We start from the raw sequence: 21,004 nt of genomic DNA on the forward strand, positions 1-21,004 counted from the left end.
CAGTTCAGTTGGGGAGGCTCAGTGGCACAACTCAAGTACACGCTGTAAAAATCGTAGCGTCAGAGCAGCAGGTCAGCCCACGCACAATCTACAATTGGATTGCCTTGGTTGAAGGGCTCGCGGCAGCTGATCGGCTGGCCTACTTGGCGCCTCGGCCGCCACGGCAACGTACTAAGAAAGAAGACCGCGCCAAGTTTCAGCTGTTCATGGATTGGCTGAAAAGCGCATACTTGCGACTGGAAAGTCCGGACTTCGCGCCCTGCTACAGATCTGCCGTGACAATCGCCAAGCAGAACGGCTGGCCTTTCCCGATCCAGAAGACTGCCAAGCGCTGGATAGATGCCGAGGTGCCGCGCACAACCCAGGTCTATTTGCGCCAAGGCGCTAAAGGTCTGCAGCGGTGCTTCCCCGCTCAAATCCGGGACCGTTCCGGCCTTCATGCGATGGAAGCGGTCAACGCCGACTGCCACAAGATCGATGTCTTTGTGAAATGGCCCGACGGCACTGTGAACCGGCCACAGATCGTGGTGTTCCAAGACCTGTATTCTGGCAAGTTCCTATCCTGGCGGGTGGATCATGACCCAAACAAGATCATGGTCATGGCTGCTTTCGGTGAGATGGTCGACAACTGGGGCATCCCCAAACGCTGCCTTTTCGACAACGGCCTTGAGTTCGCCAACAAATGGATGACGGCCGGCGCCCCTACCCGGTTTCGCTTCAAGATCCGAGAAGACGACCCAATCGGTGTCCTGCCATTGTTGGGCATCAAAATTCACTGGGCGAGCCTAGCCAGCGGGCAATCCAAGCCCATTGAACGGAGCTTCGGGGACGTTGCCAAAATCATAGCCAAAGACCCCCGGTTTTCGGGTGCATATGTCGGCAACCGCCCAACTGCCAAGCCGGAAAACTATGGCAGCCGCGCAATCCCGGCGGCAGAGTTTCTGGAGGTTCTGGAAGAAGGTATCGAAGAGCACAACACCCGCACCGGGCGCCGCTCTGACACGGCAAAGGGCCGATCCTTCGACGAAACCTTCGCCGAGAGCTACGCAAGCGCATCGGTTCTAAAGGCAACTGAAGAACAGCGCAATCTGTGGCTGATGGGCCAAGGCACCGCCAAGCTGCACAAGCACAACGGCAGTCTGAAGTTCCACGGCAACGTCTATCACTGCGACTGGATGAGCCAGGAGGCAAACCGCAAGGTTGTTGTACGCTTTGACCCCGAAGACCTGCACAGCGGCGTCCACATCTACAGTCTCGAAGGCGCTCACCTGGGCTTTGCCGAATGCCAGCAGAAAATCGGCTTCTTTGACCTCGAGGGTGCCCTTGCCACCGCCAAGAGGAAGCGGAAAATCGTCAAGACCGAGAAGATACTGGCTGAGCTGCACACCCCGCTTTCGCCGGAGCAGCTTAGCGCCGATCTGAACAAGCACCGCAAGGAAACCACCGCTCTTATGGAAACTAAGGTGGTGAAGCCGGTGTTTCCAAAGAACCCTGGGGTTTCGTCCTTCCGGCAACATTCAAACCCCAGCGTAGAGGCGGCCCAGGAGGTCTTGATCCAGCAAATGGTCCCCAGCCGAAAGAAACCTGCGAAGCCCAGCAAACGGACGGTTTTCAAGGTGGCAGACACACCAGAAGAGCGGTTCAGCCAGGCACGGGACATTGAGCGCAGACAAGAAAACGGCGACCAGGTTGAGGAGCGCGAAGCGGCTTGGCTGGAAGGCTATCAAGGCCACTCGGAATACGAGGCAATGACAGCACTGAAGAAGGCCTTCGGCGGCGATACTGCTGGGTAAATCATAAAAGGTCTCCGCAACCTAGTTGCCCCATGGAGGCGGCAAAGACCGAATAGGAGCAAGCATGAAACAGACTCTTGAGATCGGCAAAAGCTTGCAACCGTTGACCAACGTTGCGAAAATGGCGGCAATGGTGACCGAGCTGCAGAACCGGGTTTTCGGCATGCCCGGTCTGGGAGTTTTTTTCGGCTACCCTGGATACGGCAAGACCTTCGGAGCTATTTTCTGCGCCTCTGCATTTGACGTTATCCATATTTCCATTCAGGGCGACTGGACCAAAAAGACTTTTCTGGAACGGCTTCTCCTAGAACTCGGCATCGCACCAAAGCGGGTAGTGCCGGACATGGTTTTACAGGCCTGTGAAGGGCTGGCCTTGGACGGCCGTACACTGATTATCGACGAAGCGGATTATGCCTTCCGGCGCGGAGTGCTTGAACTGATCCGCGACCTACACGATGGGTCGAATATTCCGGTTGTGATGATCGGCATGGAAGAATTCCCTCACAAGCTCAAGAAATTCGAACTGATCGACAGCCGCGTCATGCTGCGAGAAGCCGCTCAACCGGCCACCATGAAAGATGCCCGCATGCTTGCGGGCGTCTATGCTGAGGGCATCGAAGTTGCTGACGATCTGCTGCATGCCATTCTCGAACGCAACACCGGCAATGTGCGGCGCATGGTAACAGACCTTGCCCAGGTCAAAAGCGAGGCGAGCAAACTCGGCTTGTCGAACATAACCAAAGAGGACTGGGGCGACATGGAGTTTCGCCGCAAGGACGCCCCAAGGCCGCGCGTGGGGTTGCTGAAATGATCCAAGTCTTCACTCGCAACGCAGCCGAAAAAGAGATCCTGGAATTCATCCAGACCCGTTTGCGCTTTACTCACCAGGAGGTTGCCGCACACTGCGAAGCAAGCGATTGGGCACGACAGAATTTCTTGCGTGCTCTGCAGCGCAAAAGCGTGGTCACCGAGTGCGGCAAAGACGGCAGAGTCCAATTTTATACCGTCTGGGGAACTGACCAGGCTAACGACATCATCGTAGCCGCAAATGGCCATGAGCTGGACACCGCCTGGTCTCAGAACCGCCTGGCCAAGCTGCTGGAAAGGATGCACCAGGCCGGCATCGATATTGAATTGCCAACGGCCGAGCCGCGCGGCCCGGAAGAGTGGGAAATCTGGAAATACATTTCCGAACGACCTTACTTCACCTCGGCCGATGTTGCATCCATCTGCGCGTCGGAAACTATCCGCACACGGTTTCTCAAGCGACTGAAGCAAACCAGAGTGATGCGGGTTTGGGGCCGCAGCCAAGGTAAGACTTTCCTGACTGTGAAGACCCCAGAGGAAACCCGCAAGGACGCCAAAGGCAAGCGCGGCACCAAAGAGGGCACGATCTGGTCCGCAATCCGCCACCAGCGACGCTTCCGCCCTATCGACCTGTTTGCAGCGCTGTCCTCAGCCCGTCCGGATATTTCTCAGAAGTACATCCTTGAATACTGCCGGATGCTGCGCCGCGCCGGCTACCTCCGGAACGCAGCGCGTACACGTGGAATGAAGAATGAAACCCCGCTGTTTTTGATAAAGAACACTGGTCCGCTGCCGCCGCAGAGGCGAAACATGACAGTCGTCATCGACACCAACGGCGACAAGATTGTCTACGCGCCAGGAGGGCGTCTAGGATGAGGGATTGCCTGCTGGCCGCAAAGAAATCGGCGCTAAACCGCAACATTTCTTGCCCCAGCGCATTGTTTTCCGTTGGAAATCGAAGTGCTGCAAGCAAAGCCGCCACTTCACGGTTAAGAAAAACTCCCGGTGAACCGATGCATGCTGAAATTGTTTTCTCAGAGCTCCGCCTGCGATACCGTTCGCGGGACCTTTCGGACCTTCGCTGCGGGTGCAGCCTGGGTATCACCTCGCGTCCGCTTTGCTGCAGAAGCGGTGGGCATACCGGATGAGCGCTGAGCTGTCATCGGGTTTCTGATCTGCAGTCCGGCAAGCATCGCGGGTGTCCTGGAAAGCCGGTGCGGACGAAGGAGAACCTAGTCTTTTTCAGGCGGGCCGTTAGTGTTTTGTTAGTTTTTTTGCGTGATTTGCGGGCATATTTCTAACGGAGATTGAAAATGGCTGGAATTGATCAGCAAGGAACCAACGGTGCGGACACCCTGAATGGCACATCCTACGGCGATACGCTAACCGGCCTCGCAGGCGATGATGTGCTTGATGGCGGTGATGGCAACGATTCACTGTATGGCGGCGGCGACCACGATACTCTTTTCGGGCGCGCTGGGAACGACTTCCTGGACGGTGGTGATTATTATGACTGGCTCTACGGCGGCGAAGGTAATGATGAGCTGTTGGGCGGGGGATCCAAAGACTTCCTTGATGGCGGGACTGGCAATGACGAATTGGACGGGGGGAACGACGACGACACCCTGTTTGGCGGGGATGGGGATGATACCCTCGACGGCGGCATTGGCGGAGACGACCTCGACGGTGGCAGCGGAAGAGACATAATAAATGCCGGCGATGGCTATGACACGATCACCCACGATACGGACTATGACACCCTGTTTGATGACTTAGTCAACGGCGGGTCCGGAATTGACACATTGAAGTTCGTCAAGTCCGGCACGAATGACATTGTCGTCGCGAAAACCGCTTCGTTTGACAACATTGAGATTATCGACACGGACCGAAATGAACTCTTCGTTCAGTCGGGGAGAAACAACGATTTGCCAGGCAATATCTACGATTTTTCCGGCATAACTTTTAAGCAAGGCCTGACCACGGTCACTGCTGAGATTACCATCACTGGCGACAAGGCTACCTATATTGCCGGGACAAAAAAAGGTGATCTGATTTCTGCGGATGCCGGACTCTCGGGGAACGACACTCTGATCGGAGGCGAGGGCGGCGACACTCTTCATGGGTACGCCGGGCACGACTCCTTGGTCGGCGGCAAAGATAATGACTTCCTTTATGGAGGGGACGATAATGACACGCTTAAGGGAGAGGAATCGCGCGACTATTTGAGGGGCGGGAAGGGCGATGACAGTCTGGAAGGCGGGAACTACATCGACACCCTGTTCGGCGGGGACGGAGATGATTTTCTCGACGGCGGCATCGGCGGAGACGAGCTTGATGGCGGCAGCGGCAGGGATACGATCCGCGGCGGCGATGGCAACGATACGATAACTCACAATGCTGTAGACGATTGGCTGTATCAGGATCAGGTCAATGGCGATGCAGGGACCAACACGCTGAAGTTTATCAACCTCGAAGTGTCAGACGTGACCATCGGCAAATCTGCAACCTTTTCGAACATCAAATACATCGACGCCAACCATCAGGAGATTTTCGTGGAGGCTGGAAAAGCAGGCGCCTACGACTTCTCTGCAGTAAAGTTCAAAAAAGGCGCCTCTACCGTTACCGCCAAGATCACCGTTTCCGGCGATGAAAACACAAAGGTGATCGGCACCAGCGAGGGAGATCTGATCTCCGGCGATATGGGGGGCACCGGGAATGATACCTTGGAGGGCCGCGGTGGAAGTGACACGCTCAGCGGCCACGCGGGGAACGACTCCTTGGAAGGCGGCATCGGTGGTGACGAGCTTTATGGCGGTGCCGGCGCAGACATGATGGACGGCGGCACAGGCTCTGATCTTCTGGAGGGCGGCAACGGCGATGACGATTTGTTTGGTGACAAAGGGTCTGACACCCTGCGGGGCGGCGACGGGAACGATACCCTGAACGGCTGGAACCAATCAGACACGCTGGACGGCGGCAGTGGCAATGACACGATTACCGGCGGCAGCGGAGCAGACGTGTTCATTTTCGCAGAAGGCACCGATGTTATAACGGACTTTGGCGATGGTGACGATTACATCCGATTCTCGAAAACGCAGCTAGACGTTTGGTCCGTCAGCGAATTGCTAAGCAAAGCAGAACCGGACGGCGGCGATGTTATTTTCACTTTCGACAATGGCGATACGCTCAGAGTCAATGGTGTCAGTGTGGACGACCTTATTGGCGAAATAGGTTTGTTTTGAGACGGGGCGGCTATGTGAAGCTGTCAGGCCGGGGCCGTTGCGGTCCTGGCTGTAGCTGCCGCCGGGCCTTCGGGTAAAGCAGCAGGTAAGGAAGCTGCTGCTTTGCCCTTTTGCGGGGCGGGTTTATGAGGCTGCCATCCAGATCTTGAGTGACCGCCCGGTGCGGCTCTCTGGCCCGCTCACCGCGATTGTTGCTACGCAGTGATAATAGCGGAACTCCAGGGCACGAGTTGGTTAAGGCGGGAGATTTTGATCCGCGATCTCGGCGAAATTCCAGGCGAGAAAATCCTGCAACTCTCCGCTGTTCATCTTGGCGGTTTTGATCGAAGTATAGGCGATAGCCATGGCTTTGCCGCTGCCCTCGGAACCTGCGAACACCCTGTTCTTGCGGTCGATGGCTACCGGTTTTGCGCCGCTTTCTGGATGCTGAAGGCGATTGGCCACACGACGGTTTAAAGGCGGCAATGGGCTGGGAGCGCCTGGTGCGCTTGCAGCATCCCGGCCAGGAAGCAAGGGCAGCAGTGGGCTCCCAGTTGCCTTTTCAGGTCGCAGTGTAAGGCGAGTTCGAGCCTCGCCGTCCAATGCTGCATGGATTTCGAAAATTGGCTATAGCAGTCTTGCGAAACGATTAGCCCCGCAAAGCCCAAGAGGGCGTCTCATGAAAGGCTGCTTGATTGATTTTGATACTCTTCCTGCTGATCCTGCCGACTTACATGTCTCTACTGGCCCAGCTCCTTTATCCTTCTTCGGTTACATTGTGGGTAGACCGCTGGAAGCATAGAGGCAGGTTTGCATTGTTGTTCCTTCGTTACTGGTGGGTAGGCCAGAGAATAGTGACTGGCTATGGGGCGGCAATCAGAACGCAGGCAGGCGTCAGAGAACCTTTTTCGCGTGATTTAGCGATGATCGCCGCTTGCACGCTTTACTTGGTTGCGGCAGTCAAAATCGAACTGGCCTTCCGCTAAACTAGAGGCATCATTGAAGCTCCCGACTGCTCGCGTTCGGCAGCTTTTCACCGTTAGCGACGTGCTGCGCATGCGAGAGGCAACCAAGTGGCCGATGGCAGCTGTGGGCTCGAACCGGACGCCTTCCAGAATCGCAGCGGATGTTGGGAACGAGCCCATACCTATCTTGTACACTGATTATATTCCGACCGGCACGCCACCCGTAACCGGCAAGTTGATACCAGTGACATAGTTTGCCTGCGGTCCCGCAAGATAGGCCACCGCATTCGCCACATCGTTTGGCAAACCCGCATCCCGCAGCGCAACATTAGCGTAGCGCTGAGCCTTAATCTCGTCGAGGGAAACGCCGCTCTCAGCAGCGAGCCGAAAATTGGCTGCGGCATGCATATCCGTCGCTATATAGCCCGGACAAACCGTGTTGCAGAGAATGCCATCAATTCCAAACTCGGCGGCCAACGTCTTGGAAAATCCGACGAGTCCATGCTTCATCGCAGTGTAGGCACCAAACCCCGGTTCTGCGCCAAGGCTTCCTGTAGAGCCTATGTTTATGATCCTTCCGCCACCAATTTTTTGCATTTCGGGGATCACTGCCTGTGACATCATCATCGGACCCAGAATGTTGACGCGAAAGCTATCTTCCCACTGGCCAGGTGTTGTCGAAAGGAAATTGTCTGAGCCGGCTAGCGATCCTGCGTTGTTGACCAGAATATCTATGCGGCCGAACGCTGAATTGGCCTGGGTGATGCACGCCGCCACATCCTCTTGGCGTGTCACGTCTAATCTCACTGCAATTGCCCGGCTTTGGCCTTGGTTTATCTCTGCAACAAGGTCGTCAAGCAAACTCGCTCTGGAACGAGGATCGCCCTGCACTTCCATTGTGCCGTCAATATCTGCGACAACGATGTTAGCACCGTCGGCCGCCAGCCTTAAGGCAATCGCACGACCGATCCCCTGAGGAGCCGACGCACCCGTGACAATGGCCGTTTTCCCTGAAAGAGTTCCCATTTGACGATCCCGTGATTGGCAGATTGTGACGCAACAGCGCTACATGGATATTCAGAGATATCAAGCAATTTGCGAACGGCAGGAAAGGTCCGCTTAGCACCTTTTTGCGACGCGCTGCACATGCGAGGAGCGACCAGACGGCAGATGACGGCAATGGGCTCGGGAGCGCCCACCTGTTCTCACCGCAGCGAGCGGCCGGATCGAGCCCAAAGCGGTCATCGGCAACCGGGCGACTCTTTGCGTCTGCAGCAGGCCGCGAACGGCGCTAAGCGGCCATTGAGAGGTTCGCTAAGGAATGAAGGAGTGTCCCGTTGTCTGGACAATGGTCGCTTGCAAGGGCGGCGTCAGCTTTATGGGGTGTCCAATTAAGGAGCTCGAAGGCGTATGTTGACAGCATGACTGCAGGTGGCTCAAGTTGACCCTTCAGCGGAGCAGGTATACCAAAGAGCCTAAGGACGTCCGAGAAAATCGTCTGAAGGCAAAGGAGCTGGCAGCTAATTTTTCATACGAAAAACTTTAGGCTGAGCCACTTCCGCCGTGGCTCATGTTTCCAGAAATTCTCATCGGTAGCATGGGATGGAGAATGGGCGGAGGTGAGGACTACTTGTTCGATGTGTTCTATCCATACTGGCGGAATCTCACTGACGAACAACAGGACGCTTACCTTCGAAAATTTGATTTGGGTGACTGCTGGCCTGATCGCGAAAGCTGGATCCGAAGCTTGAACCGAAACCGGCGCAATCCATCAAAGGAGAAATGAAGTTGGGAAAGACATTTGGGTTTGGTGCTTTGATACTTGGTTTGACTGCGGGCTCGCAGTGGGCTCCTAGTGTCGCTCATGCGGAACAGGTCTGCAAATTTCACTATATGGAAAATTCTGCAGGCCGAATTGTTGCCTCGGGCACGTTCATTCGAACTGGCAACATTGTCGAAGTGTTTCCAGAAGGAAAAGGGGTGACCGGCGATCCACTTCCCTCAACTATTTACAAATGCGGGCGAGACGTGGATCTGTGTTATGAAGAGAATCCCTTTCTTGCATGGAAGAAAGTGGACTTCTCTTATCCTGGTTTCATGATCTCGGCTAGCGTCTACCCGGACAGCGGAACCATTGGTCTATCGCTATCCAAGGTCACGGACTGCAACGGATCACGTTAAAAACACCTAACCGTCAATGGTTTTAGGAGGAGATGCGCATACTGGTGTTATCGGCAATCCTACCGGCCAGTACCGGAGGACGATGCGCGAACCCTCTCTGGTGTCCAACAAAGGAGCTGACTGGAACGTAAAGAAAAGCCCCGGCGATTGCCGGGGCTTTTGCCGTTTCAGGACCGGTCTTGTGTTCGCATTAGCCGCAGGTTTTTCTGGACTCAAAATTCTTGACATTTTGATCAAGGTTATGCGGAACGAATTGGGTGGGGTAGAGTTCTCCCCTGAAAACCTTGAAGCCTACAAATTTGCCAAAGAGGTTTTTGGCGTTCACCTGGCCGCAGGCCAAAGTGATTACCCGGCCGCTGTCAAAGGTTCGTTTCTCGACACGAATATTCCGGAACTGTGCAGAGTCGGGGTGCTTGAGGCGTGCCTTAACTCCGATCTGAACCTGGTCGATTACTGCTTGTGTGGGGGCGATTGCTTGTTGACCAACCACAGTTTCGGGATTGAAACATCCGGCGGTCAAGAGGATTGCCGAAACAGCGGCGATTCTAAGAGGCATAAATGGTTCCTTCAATAGTGTGCTTGGTTGCCGCGATAAGTGCAGGAAGTCGACACGGCAGACAAGAGCACTTGTTGAGAGGACTTCTGCCTGGCGTGAGGGGTCGAGCTCTTTGCAGTCACTGACCACCAAGCAAGCCCTCGCACCTGCAGAAGGCCGTGAAGCGACGCAGACCGGACACTCAACGCCAAGTTCCAGCAAGGCCGCAAAAGCGGGACGGAGCTGCTGTACATAATGCCATAGCGAAGGTCTGCTTTGACGAAACAACGGGTTAGAGACCTCAGTGTTGCGTTTCTTTTCGGAGTTCAGTCAACTCTGTTGAAAAAGCACAATTACTTCATCTTGGGATGGTGTTTGCCGTAAGCTCATTTCGGCATATCGACAGTTCTCGAGGAACTTGGCCAAGTTGCATTGGTCTGCTGCGGCGCACTCAAAAAACGCTGTCCCTGCGGACAACAGAGCGTCACGCTTGAAGACGTTGGCGAACTCTGCCAATTTTCACTCAACACCAAGCTATTTGGAACCTACCAGATCAGATAAGGGTCTATGGAATGAAATTCACCGCGAAAGCGATTAAAACAGTCGTGGGCCTAACCTTGGGAACAGGGATAGGAACCTTGTCAGCTCATGCGGATGGTAGTTTTGAGGATTTTCGTGCAGTATGTGTAAAAAATGTGCACAGCGTTTCTGCCACTGTTAAGGTACTTAATGAGCGCTTCGACCAGCAAAAAGAGCTCAAATATCATCAAAGATCCAGGAAATTCAGAGTATATGCACCAACCCCGCAGCCTGATGCAATCACAACCTTTCATATCTATGCAGACAATCGGCGAGGGCCGGTTTCACAATGCAGTGTTGTTGATCAATTCGAGAGCGACCCGGAGACACAAATTGGACTACTGGTTGCCTCGTTAAGGCTTCAATCGTACCATCCGGAATGTCCCAAAAATTACTATAAATACGATGGTGATGAGACTTATTGGCGTTCCCAAGAATATCCGGATTATGTGTTCATCACACGCTCATTGCCATTGGAGAAAAGCGTTGTTCTGTCCATTGAAAGTATGTGTTCGACACCGACAAGCTGATTGTAAAGGGTGCAATGCTCTTACCGCTACAGTGCATTTCTGACGCGGCTTTGATCATAAATTTCTTACTAAACTCAGTATTCGGCAAGTTAACAAGCTACCAGGATGCGAGGCTGATTGATGGAACCCGACATTCGAGCGTGTCGCAGCATTTTTCAGTTTGGTCTCGATCCGGTCGCCCGCTGCGGAGAGCACTGACGGGCGCTCTGAGCCCTTTGCGGTCATCAACCACCGCGCGGTCCTTTGCGAGTGCAGCAGGCCGCGAACGACGCTTAGCGGTCATTGCAAGGTCTGGAAGGGAAAGACGGGCAAGCCGAACGTTGCCGCAATTTGCATTCCAAACTCGGTGCCTGAATCAAGGCAAGTCCACCGGCCATTAATCAGTGGCGCACTGCCCCAAAAACCGCTCAATCTCGGACTTCATAAGAGGCCAGCACGGATCGTTCACAGAAGGTATGTGGCTGGAACTCTCGTATGTCACAAGCCGAGCGTCGGGCAGGAGAGACGCCATCAGCCTCCCCTGTTCAGCGGGATGCATTCGATCGCCATCGCAATGCAAAACAAGGCACGGGATTTTAATACCGGGGAGAATATCGGTAACATCAATTTCATCCAGAGCTTTGCGATAACTGCTGATCATTTCGGCCGTAATCATGTTGCGCATAGCTTCCGCAAAATCACGACGGTCTTCGACGCTCGCCAGCGGCACTATCATGTCCGCCATCATGTCTCGAAGCGAAGGGTACTCGTCATCCCAACCTACTTTCAACATCGTCTGCATGGCGCTTGCTTTCTCCTGATCCTTTTTCACAGGACGTTTGGATCGGCCAAGCGGAAAGCCTCCGACCATCACAATGCCCGAGACCCTCTCCGGATACCGGGCTGCGAAAGCGGCCGCCACCGCGCACCCTTGAGACATACCGAGGATGGTCGCTCTCTCAACTTCAGCAGCGTCAAAGACTGCCCGTAAATCCTCAATCATTGCTTTGAAGCTGATTTCAGGTACTTCGCGATCAGACAGACCGTTCCCACGCGCGTCGAAATGAATGAACTTATTTGAGCGAGAAAAAGCCCTGATAAAGTGACCCAAGAGCGGAAGACGCCAGTCCATGTCGAGACGGCTGATCCACGCAGGCGCCCGGACTAACGGCGGACCGTTGCCAACGGCAGTCCAAGCTAACCTGACACCATCGGCGCTCTTGGCGAAACGAATGTCCTGTCCCTTTTCAAGGCCCGCCGCTTCCGAAGCGGTGTCCTCTCCGCTTGCATCTACAGACATGACCTGCAGCGGTTCCTCGATATTCTTGAAACGATGGGTCCCCTCATTCCGAAAGCGAACTGGAAGACCGCTCCCTGCCAGGTCAGTCACGAGCTTTGAAACGAAAATCCCGCCCTCGGGCGCGACCGCTTCTAGTCTCGCCGCAACATTGACGGCTTCGCCAAAGATATCACCCTCTGAAACGGTGACGTCACCGGCATGAACGCCCATCCGAAGCGACAACCGCTCCGGATAATCATACGGAGCAGGCGCCGAACCCATGCGTTCCTGGATTTCTGCGGCACAGAGAACAGCATCCCTTGCTGACCCAAACTCAACGATGGCGCCATCCCCCATCAGTTTGACGACGCGCCCGCTGTGCGCCTTGACTTTGGGCCTGACTGTCGAACGGAATATCTCGTCAAGTGCGTGTAGCAGCTCGTCTCTTCCGGAATGCATCATACGGCTGAAACCGGCCACGTCCATTGCCAAAACGCTGGAAAGTCTGCGCTGCGCCATCGGTCGCCTCCTGGAACGATCCCCAAGAGCGTATGATCTTTTTCACTGACTGTGCAAACGGCTTGTATCGGGGCCCGATCCCGCCATCCGCCGCAGTACGCATCTGCGGCTGGTTCGAGCCCATAGCGGTCTTTGATCGCCTGCTAGGCCCTCGCAGGCGCAGCACGTCGCAAACCGCAGCCAAGCGGCCATTGAAAAGCTAGCGAAGGAAGGACGGTTAAGTGGAAACAAAGTGGACGCGAAATACAGGACGACCGAGCCTTCGTTAAAGCCAGATTACCTGAAAGTGCCAAACGTGCGGCACTTGTAGATGCCTGCCTTCTCGTTTGCAGTCACGACCCGTGCAACTGTCTCTTTGGATTTGGCGGTGGTGTTACCCTTACATGTCTCTAGGGCTGCTGTGCGGGCTTCTGAAGCAGAGCTGAAGTCCCAAGCAAAGCCGGATGCGCCCGTCTTACTTGTAGCTATGGCGATGTAATTCCCGGTCTGGGTTTCTCGCACGGCGTTTTCCCACGTACTTCTATTCTGATCTGGAATAAACACGTTACCTTCAGAAAGTTTGGTGGGTCCGAGTGTAGCGTATAGTACGCAGCCCCGCTGATAGAAGGCCTCGCAATCCACTTGAGCCGCTGCCTTTGCGTCTTCAACGGAGAAGCGACGCGACTGCCACGAGAATGCTCTTCCATCCTCTGTGACATACATTGCCCCGTACACCCCACCTGTTCTTTGGAACCCATTGAAGCCTGCTAGGGCATTGCTTTCGAGTTTAATCTCTGAATGCACTGTTACCTCAGTTTCGTCGGCGAAACTTACGCGCTGTTTGCTTACTGAAGCTGTTGCTAGTGTCTCGTGCAAAGGACTGGTCGGCATACAGGCAGCACTCAGACTTGTGCAGATCGCCAAAGTCGTTGCTCTTATGCGGAGCTTTGTTTCTGACATTTCCCAATCCGTTTTGCCCAAAATTTCTGAAAGTATCCGAGCAAACGTGCTCTCTGTTCGTAAAAACGTCAAGTGAGGGTTCTACTGCTGTTCGGACCTGTGGCTCTCCATGACATCGGAGTTTCCGCTTTCTGATGGCGGTCGACAGTCGACCGGCCAAAGTTTAGCCCGTGAAGTCAGCAGCCCACGACAGATAGGGCTCGATTTCGCCATGCACTGTGATGAGTACATGCGGTGGTTCGAGCCCTTGGCTGCCGCTGGCCAAGTGAGGCCACCTCGCAGCTGCAGTATGTCGATTCCAGCCCAAAGCAGATATGATCTTGGCACATCCTGAGATGCGTGCTGTCTGAAGGGCGGTCGGATTCCGGTCACTCTTCGCATGCGAAAAAATTATTGTGAAGAAGCTAAAGCGGACCATGGTCACAGGATCATATCCGTCGCGATAAAAGTCGGCGATAAGCTGATAGCGTTGCGCACAAGGCGTGACGCTCTTTTTTGTTGCCCTGAAACACTCTCAGTTTACGTTGGCTGTATCATTCTTCGTTCGTCATGAAAACTTCCTCCACCCCGAATTGGGCAGTTTACAGGAAGTGTCCAGAGAGTCCGTGCATATCCACAATCGGCTCAGTCAGCGGCAGTTTGAGCGCGGGCTGCATTTTATGTAACGGGTCTGGCGCGCAGCTTTGCGTGCGCCGCGTCCACGGCGGACTGTTCCTACAGCATCTACGCTCATCGATTCCGCTCCTCTAGCCACAGGCGTTTTTCAGTCAGCAGATGGTCAAACAGGTACGGCAAAGTCATCGTCCCCAACTCCGTCGACTGCCATGTACCCCCACTCGCCTTTATCAGCTTGAGCGTTTCCATGGCTCTGAACTCTCTTGCCTTGATCGAAGCATCGGCAATCGGCCAATTGGGACGCAAAGAGGTGAACCGCATCATGTGTAGGAGTTTGCTTGGCATCTTGTCGAAACTCTTTCGGTTCGCAGCGATGCCTTTGGACGTTCGCACCAGGTCTTTTGGGGTCAGGCTATCGACCAAGCTTGCTGCAACAAAACCCAAAAAGTGGAGCTGCTGCGCGTCACGCAGTTCCCACTGCGCCATGGTTCCGTGCAGATCAACTTCCACACGGTCCAAATAACCGAACCGAGTCAGGCGGCCATAAAGCTCATGTGTAACAGTTCCTTTGGATGTCATCAGTCCTGCAGTTTCGCCTGCGCGGGCGCTTTCTATCGCGCCAATCATCGCGGATCGGTCTCCAACGCTCAGGCCCTGGACCAGGAAGAAACACTCTGCGAACCACAGCGGCGCTTCGATTTCATATGTGTCGGTCGACACCTGCATGGGCTCTTGCGCCCCATTCACAAGGCTGCGGAGCCGTTTCCTCAAAAGACCGAACATAGCTAGAGTGACTCCTGATCTGCCGGATCTGTCAGGTCGATCCAGATCGTAGTGGTTTCTCTGTATATGAACCCAATTTTCCGAGATGTCGCAATGTCTGCTATCGCGACTGGGCCCACAAAAAAACGAGCGTTGTTGGATACCTCTTGGCTTATGACTGCGGCGTTAACAGATCTTAGTTGTGTCGAAATCCTGGGCCTTTGTTCCAATGTCGGCTTAGGGCTGCCTCCCAACAGAGGCACGCAAAACTTTGCAACTTGGCAAAGTCCGGTTTCTGCGCAAAGCCACCGTTGCGCGCTGCCTATTGCTGCGCGAGCGGCGAACGGCGGCTCTGTCCGCGTCCGTCTCTCCCTGCGGGACGTAGCAATGGCCGCTTTGCGTGGGGGATCGACTTGCTGCGCCTGCGAGAGCCTGGCAAGCGATCAATGACCGCTATGGGCTCTTTTCAGGCGTTCGCTTCAACGTCTTTCAATGTCCGCCATGCGGGTAAGTAGTCGGCTCCGACTGCTGTATCCTATCCGAGTGGCAACGGCCGCTCAGGGCCCGATACGTGCCTTCCACGGAGCACCCACAAACTAGTTTGCTAAGCTTTTTGTGATACGGGTCCGTTTTCCCGCCCCGGACCTTCAATTCCCCCCTTAAGAGTCACGCACTCCAAAGGGAAGTGTCCCAAGGTCGGCGGCGCGGTGGCCTTCTGAATCCAGGTTTTGCCACTAAAAGAGTAAGATCGCAAAAATGAGTTGCTGCAACGGGAAGTGTCCCGCACTGCAATGCGAAGTGTCCCGTTACAAACGAGTTGCGGCAACGGGAAGTGTCCCGCACTGCAACGCGAAGTGTCCCGCTACACTCCTAACAATCCCGCTACAACAGCAGAACAAGGTGTGCCGCTGCAGCCGGATCGCCTTCTGCACCCCAATGTGAAAAATGTTTACATGAGGGCTTGAAAGATCCCCTCCGCCCTCCGATATGCATTCATGTGAAAAGGATTTACATCAAGCCGCAACCAGGAGGACCCCGATGACGAGTTTCAACCCAACCGCCCCGCGCGCGCCGCTGCAGGGCTGGTTTTCCCGCAGCGAAGCCTGGCTTGACAGCAAGGGCAAAGGTGCATGGATCGCCGCAATGGTCCTTGGTTTTGTGTTCTTCTGGCCGGTTGGCCTCGCCCTTCTCTTCTACATGATCTGGAACAAACGCATGTTCAGCAAATCCTGCCGCAGCCACAAACGCGCAGCCTGGTCGCATGGTTTCTCGGCGATGAAACCCTCGGGCAACAGCGCCTTTGACGCCTACAAAGCCGACACCCTGCGCCGCCTGGAACAAGAGCAGCACGACTTCGAGGCCTTCCTCCAGCGCCTGCGCGAAGCCAAGGACAAGGCGGAGTTCGACGAATTCATGGACGAGCGCGCCCGAGCGGCTGCAAGCGAAGATCTGGAGGACAACGGCGAAGGCAGCGGCGAACCCAAGCGCCACTGAGCGACGCATCCTCTGCCGGCCCCTCCCGTCCGGGCGGGGCCGGGACCTTCATTTCTGTTCAGCAAAGGACCCGTTTATGACCGCCCTGCCCGACCCCGACTACCAGGCAGAATTCTACACCTCTGTTCCCGCCAAGCGGCTGGTGGCCTGGATCATCGACAGTATCGTGATTTTTGCCTTCAGCGCCGGCGCAGTGCTGCTGACCGCCTTCACCGGGCTCCTGATCCTGCCGGTTTTGTACTTGGCCGTCGGGTTTGCCTACCGGACGGTAACCATTGCCAATGGCTCAGCCACCTGGGGCATGCGCTTTGCCGGGATCGAGCTGCGCGACGGATCCGGCCAGCGCCTCGACAGCGGCCTGGCGGCGCTGCACACCGCGGGCTATTCATTGTCTCTGGCACTGCCGGTGCTGCAGGTGATTTCGGTGATCCTGATGCTGACCTCATCGCGCGGCCAAGGGCTGACCGACCACTTCCTCGGCACCGTGATGCTGAACCGGCGGGTTTGATCCCATCCTGATGTGCTGAGTTCCGGCTGCTAGGCTGGCTCTGCCCGGCAGCCTAGCATTCCGGCTGGATACTGAACCATGGCACACAATATCTTCTTTTTCATGGCATTTGCCATGACCGCTCACCCTCGGAGACCAGCCTTGGCAAGCCCGGAATTGAAATTCCGGTACACGTTCTGGTGCAGATCAACCTCGCCGCGCTTCCGGTTTGCAAGTTTGCAGCCAGGCTGCTGCGTGGTGATACCTGCTTTGTTCCCTATGCCCCGCCCCTTCCGCCGATGATGGCAAGGCCAAAGAACGCGGGCGCGGCGTCAGGACCATCTGTAGCGAATGCGACCGGAGCTTTCCCTTAGGGGTGTCGCAAAAGCACTTGCTCCCGGATTTCCATCCGGCCCACGCCCGCAAGGATCCTGACAACGGATCGGCCCGAGGCAAAGCAGAGGCACCGTCTTTGCCATCAGCCGCAAGCCCCCGTTAATCCATTTTCCACAACGCCACTTGGCGCCTAGCCTGCACGGCGCTATCATCAGTCCGGTAATTGCCACATGTCTGTCCCGCAATCCTGCTGAAGAGTTCTGATGCGCCATACCCTTCCCATTGCACCGCAGTTTTACGTGACAGCGCCGCAGCCTTGCCCCTATCTGGCAGACCGGATGGAACGCAAGCTGTTCACCGCCCTGCAGGGCGACGGGGTAGAGCAGCTCAACAACAGCCTCAGCCAGCAGGGGTTCAGGCGTTCGCAGAATGTGCTGTACCGCCCGTCCTGCTCGGAATGCTCCGCCTGCCTTTCGGCCCGGATCGACGTGGCCGCTTTTACCGCGACCCGCAGTCAGAAACGCACCCTGAAGCGCAACGCGCATCTTGAGCGGCGGGCAACCTCGCCCTGGGCAACCGAGGATCAGTTTGCCCTGTTCCGCCGCTACCTCGACAGCCGCCACGCCGACGGCGGCATGGCCGATATGGATGTGTTCGAATACGCCGCGATGATCGAAGAGACCCCGGTGCGCAGCCGGGTGGTGGAATATGCCGAACCGGGCACCAGCCAGCTGACGGCGGTCTCGCTGACGGACGTGCTGGAGGACGGGCTCAGCATGGTCTATTCCTTCTACGCGCCGGATCAGCCGCAGAACTCGCTCGGCACCTTCATGATCTTGGACCACATCCAGATCGCGCGTGAGGCCGGTTTGCCTTACGTCTACCTCGGCTATTGGGTGCCAGGCAGTCAGAAGATGGGTTACAAAGCAAAGTTTTCCGGCCTGGAAATCTACCACCGCAGCGAGTGGAAAAGAATGACCGACCCGTCTGAATACGAGACCGCCAGCCACCCGCTTTCAACCGACCCGATTGCCGAGCAGGTGGCCAACATTCAGCTGCCCGAGCAGCCGATTCACCGAAAACGCTGATGCAGTATCTGCACGCTGTCTCGCTGGTGGTGCCGGATTATGACGCCGCCATCGCCTTTTACTGCGGCCAGCTGGGCTGGCAGCTGGCCGAGAACATCGACCAGGGCCGCAAGCGCTGGGTGCGCATCCTGCCGCCAGGCGCAGACCAGGGCAGCCTGATCCTGGCCCGCGCCGAGGGGCCGGATCAGCAAGCCGCCATCGGCAACCAGTTCGGCGGCCGCGTCGGTCTGTTCCTGGCCACTGATGATTTCACCCGCGACCATGCTGCCATGCTGGCCCAGGGCGTCACCTTCGAAGAAGATCCCCGCTTTGAGCCCTATGGCACCGTTGCGGTCTGGCGTGATCCTTTTGGCAACCGCTGGGACCTGATCCAGTTCGCTTGACCCTGCCAGTCACCGTTGCTTCTTTCTGGTCCCAAATACCCCGGGGTGAATGCGCGCGCCGCGCGCAGAGGGGCAGCGCCCCCGCCCTGGCACAAAAGCAAAGGGGCCCCGGCAAGGGCCCCTTTTCCGTTTCCTTCCTCTGATCCCGATCAGTTCGGGATCAGCGCAGGCACGATGGTCACAATCGCCGGGAACATCCACAGGATACCGATGCCCACCACCTGGATCAGCACAAACGGCACGATCCCGCGGTAGATATGGCCTGTGGTCACCTCCTTGGGTGCCACCCCGCGCAGGTAGAACAGCGCAAACCCGAAGGGCGGTGTCAGGAACGAAGTCTGCAGGTTCACCGCCACCATGATGGTGACCCATTTCGGATCAAACGAGCCGCCATAGATCACCGGCCCGACGATCGGGATCACGATGTAGATGATCTCCAGGAAGTCCAGCACAAAGCCCAGGATGAACAGCACGATCATCACGATGATGAACACCGTCATCTCGTTGTCAAAGCTCTTCAGGAACTGCTGGATATAGTGCTCGCCGCCAAAGGAGATCACCACCAGGTTCAAAAGCTGCGAACCGATCAGGATGGTGAAAACCATCGAGGTCACCTTGGCGGTTTCCCGCACCACCGGGGTCAGCACGCCCGACTTGAACAGCACCCAGCAGCCGTAAAGCAGGCCGAACAGCGCATAGAGGTAGGTGGCATAGGCGGCAAAGAAGGCTACCCAGCTTTCAAAGCTTACATCACCCTGGTTCACCCGCAGGTCAAAGTTCATGCCGATCAGGATGCAGAGCATCACGGCAAAGGTGGACCAGATGATGATCTTGCCCGATTTGCCTTCGTCCTGCAGCTTGCGGTAGGCCGCCAGCATGATGGCGCCGCCTGCCCCCAGCGCCGCGGCGGGCGTCGGGTTGGTGATGCCGCCCAGGATCGAGCCCAGCACCGCAACGATCAGCACCAGCGGCGGGAACACCACCCGGATCAGATCGTTCCTGGCGCAGCGCGCTGCAGCTTCCTTGCAGCCGTAGAGCGCCAGCAGCACCGGCAGCGCGATCCAGAGCACCGTCACGCCCGCGGATGTGGTCGGTGCAACCGCCACCAGATCCACCAAGGCAATCAGCAGAACACCAATGGCGCCAAGGATCAGCGGCTTGGCATCGCGCGACGGTGCAACGCCGCGGCCGAATGCCAGCACCAGGCCGAGCAGAACCATGATCACGGTGATGCCGGTGCCAATCGGCGCAGCAGCGGCGATCTTGGCGTCACGGGCTGCGGCGATTTCTTCCTCGCTCAGCTTTTCTGCCAGCGTCACACCGCCTGCGGCGTCAATGGCTTCCTGTTCTGCCACTGCGGCGTCCCAGGCCTCCTGCCCGTGCAGATCGATCATCGAAGCCTTGCACTCGGCGCCCACATTGGTGCGCAGCGACGCGGTTTCACCAGCGTCCGAGAAGGCCGAAACGGTGATGTTCTGGCTGCCGATCACGTTGAAGCTCGACAGCAGCACCGCACCGCCGATCAGCGCAGCCGGAACGCCCAGGAACCAGATCAGGCCTTCGTTGCGGGTGATCACCTCGCCGGTGCCGCCCTCGATGGTCACAGCGGGAGCTTTATGCGGGTTCAAGAGCGCATAGCCAAAGGCATAGATCGCGTAGAGCAGCGCCAGCAGGATGCCTGGCAGCAGCGCCGCCTGGAACAATGTGCCAACTGAAACCACCGCAGGCTCGCCCAGATAGGTCAGCGCATCGGAACAGCCGGCCTCTGCCGCGCGGGTTTCCTGCGCAGTGGAATAGAGGTCGCCTGCCAGTGTGCCCAAAAGAACGATCACAATCGACGGCGGAATGATCTGCCCCAGGGTGCCCGAGGCGGCAATCACACCGGTCGCCAGCTCCGGCGAATAGTTGTTGCGCAGCATGGTCGGCAGCGCCAGCAGGCCCATGGTCACCACAGTAGCGCCGACGATGCCGGTGGAGGCCGCCAGGAAAGCGCCCACAACCACAATCGATACCGCCAGACCGCCGGGCAGCGGACCAAAGACGCGCGCCATGGTGGTCAGCAGGTCGTTGGCGATCTTGGAGCGCTCCAGGGTGATGCCCATCAGCACGAACATCAGCACCGCCAGCAGGGTTTCAATCGACGCGCCCGCCAGCACCCGCTCGTTCATGCGGTTGACGATGAAGGAGATGTTGCGGTCCAGCGCCACTTCCCAGCCCTGCGCGAACACGGGTTCCGCTAGTCTTGGCAAATCCGGGTAGCGGAAGACTGACACCTTGTCGGGTCTGATGCCCGAATTCAGCAGATCGCGGTAGGCCTGCGAAGAGGTATCAATCGCCTGGTGGATCAGGATGCCGGCGCTGTCCAGCGCCGCAATGATCCCGAAGGAGATGATCCCGGCACCGCCGATGGCAAAGGCCACCGGGAAGCCGGAGAGGATGCCCCCGAAGAGGCAGAAGAATACGATGAGCAGGCCGATCTCGACGCCATCAAGTCCAAATAGCATGTTTCCGA

Annotated in this window: 16 protein-coding genes; 12 read left to right on the plus strand and 4 right to left on the minus strand. The window is 56.6% G+C overall.

Annotation, left to right across the window (positions count from 1 at the left end; genetic code table 11):
- The 5 genes from RA19_RS12390 to RA19_RS27200 form a co-directional block, all read left to right on the plus strand.
- The coding region (locus RA19_RS12390; protein ID WP_039163011.1) for a transposase domain-containing protein at window positions 1-1,793 on the plus strand (1,793 nt) is incomplete at its 5' end.
- 64 nt (window positions 1,794-1,857) lie between these two features.
- Window positions 1,858-2,604 (plus strand): AAA family ATPase, encoded by a 747-nt coding sequence (locus RA19_RS12395; protein ID WP_052261771.1) that lies wholly within the window; start codon window positions 1,858-1,860, stop codon window positions 2,602-2,604.
- The gene (locus RA19_RS12400; RefSeq protein WP_039163013.1) at window positions 2,601-3,476 is read left to right on the plus strand and encodes a hypothetical protein; all 876 of its coding nucleotides are present in this window, start codon (window positions 2,601-2,603) and stop codon (window positions 3,474-3,476) included. The genes RA19_RS12395 and RA19_RS12400 overlap by 4 nt, the downstream gene beginning before the upstream one ends.
- Before the next feature lie 437 nt (window positions 3,477-3,913).
- Window positions 3,914-5,842 carry a calcium-binding protein gene (locus RA19_RS27650; protein ID WP_039163015.1) on the plus strand — a complete coding sequence of 643 codons (1,929 nt, stop codon included), beginning with the start codon at window positions 3,914-3,916 and terminating at the stop codon, window positions 5,840-5,842.
- A 249-nt stretch (window positions 5,843-6,091) separates the two neighbouring features.
- On the plus strand, window positions 6,092-6,298 hold the full coding sequence (locus tag RA19_RS27200) for a hypothetical protein (protein WP_206540276.1): 207 nt from the start codon (window positions 6,092-6,094) through the stop codon (window positions 6,296-6,298).
- 686 nt (window positions 6,299-6,984) lie between these two features.
- On the opposite strand, the gene RA19_RS12420 is transcribed toward RA19_RS27200, so the two are convergent.
- Window positions 6,985-7,812, minus strand: coding sequence for an SDR family NAD(P)-dependent oxidoreductase (locus RA19_RS12420; protein WP_039163021.1), 828 nt, complete (start codon window positions 7,810-7,812; stop codon window positions 6,985-6,987).
- A 756-nt stretch (window positions 7,813-8,568) separates the two neighbouring features.
- Between RA19_RS12420 and RA19_RS26570 the strand changes: the two genes are divergently transcribed.
- From RA19_RS26570 to RA19_RS26580, 3 genes are all read left to right on the plus strand, one after another.
- Entirely contained in the window at window positions 8,569-8,967 is a 399-nt protein-coding gene (locus RA19_RS26570; protein WP_193748265.1) for a hypothetical protein, read from the plus strand.
- 16 nt (window positions 8,968-8,983) lie between these two features.
- Window positions 8,984-9,541 (plus strand): hypothetical protein, encoded by a 558-nt coding sequence (locus RA19_RS26575; protein WP_152615752.1) that lies wholly within the window; start codon window positions 8,984-8,986, stop codon window positions 9,539-9,541.
- A gap of 533 nt (window positions 9,542-10,074) precedes the next feature.
- Window positions 10,075-10,611, plus strand: a complete 537-nt coding sequence (locus tag RA19_RS26580; RefSeq protein ID WP_152615753.1) for a hypothetical protein — start codon at window positions 10,075-10,077, stop codon at window positions 10,609-10,611.
- A 376-nt stretch (window positions 10,612-10,987) separates the two neighbouring features.
- On the opposite strand, the gene RA19_RS12435 is transcribed toward RA19_RS26580, so the two are convergent.
- Together RA19_RS12435 and RA19_RS12440 are read right to left on the minus strand one after the other, a co-directional pair.
- A complete protein-coding gene (locus tag RA19_RS12435) occupies window positions 10,988-12,388 on the minus strand; it encodes an alpha/beta fold hydrolase (protein ID WP_039163024.1) in 1,401 nt (466 codons plus the stop codon).
- A gap of 1,668 nt (window positions 12,389-14,056) precedes the next feature.
- Window positions 14,057-14,668 carry a hypothetical protein gene (locus tag RA19_RS12440; protein ID WP_193748266.1) on the minus strand — a complete coding sequence of 204 codons (612 nt, stop codon included), beginning with the start codon at window positions 14,666-14,668 and terminating at the stop codon, window positions 14,057-14,059.
- 1,074 nt (window positions 14,669-15,742) lie between these two features.
- Between RA19_RS12440 and RA19_RS12445 the strand changes: the two genes are divergently transcribed.
- The 4 genes from RA19_RS12445 (at window position 15,743) to RA19_RS12460 (ending at window position 18,492) form a co-directional block, all read left to right on the plus strand.
- A complete protein-coding gene (locus RA19_RS12445) occupies window positions 15,743-16,198 on the plus strand; it encodes a DUF2852 domain-containing protein (RefSeq protein ID WP_039163028.1) in 456 nt (151 codons plus the stop codon).
- Window positions 16,199-16,274: 76 nt separating this feature from the next.
- Complete coding sequence (locus RA19_RS12450; protein ID WP_039163030.1) at window positions 16,275-16,706, plus strand: RDD family protein; 432 nt, start codon at window positions 16,275-16,277, stop codon at window positions 16,704-16,706.
- Between the two features lie 578 nt (window positions 16,707-17,284).
- Window positions 17,285-18,109 carry an arginyltransferase gene (locus RA19_RS12455; protein WP_039163032.1) on the plus strand — a complete coding sequence of 275 codons (825 nt, stop codon included), beginning with the start codon at window positions 17,285-17,287 and terminating at the stop codon, window positions 18,107-18,109.
- Window positions 18,109-18,492, plus strand: a complete 384-nt coding sequence (locus RA19_RS12460; protein WP_039163034.1) for a VOC family protein — start codon at window positions 18,109-18,111, stop codon at window positions 18,490-18,492. Before RA19_RS12455 ends, RA19_RS12460 begins: the two co-directional genes overlap by 1 nt.
- 149 nt (window positions 18,493-18,641) lie before the next feature.
- On the opposite strand, the gene RA19_RS12465 is transcribed toward RA19_RS12460, so the two are convergent.
- Window positions 18,642-20,996, minus strand: a complete 2,355-nt coding sequence (locus RA19_RS12465) for a TRAP transporter large permease (RefSeq protein ID WP_039163036.1) — start codon at window positions 20,994-20,996, stop codon at window positions 18,642-18,644.
- Window positions 20,997-21,004: the final 8 nt, after the last annotated feature.

The sequence above is a fragment of the Leisingera sp. ANG-M1 genome (genome assembly GCF_000813745.1).
Lineage (GTDB): Bacteria > Pseudomonadota > Alphaproteobacteria > Rhodobacterales > Rhodobacteraceae > Leisingera.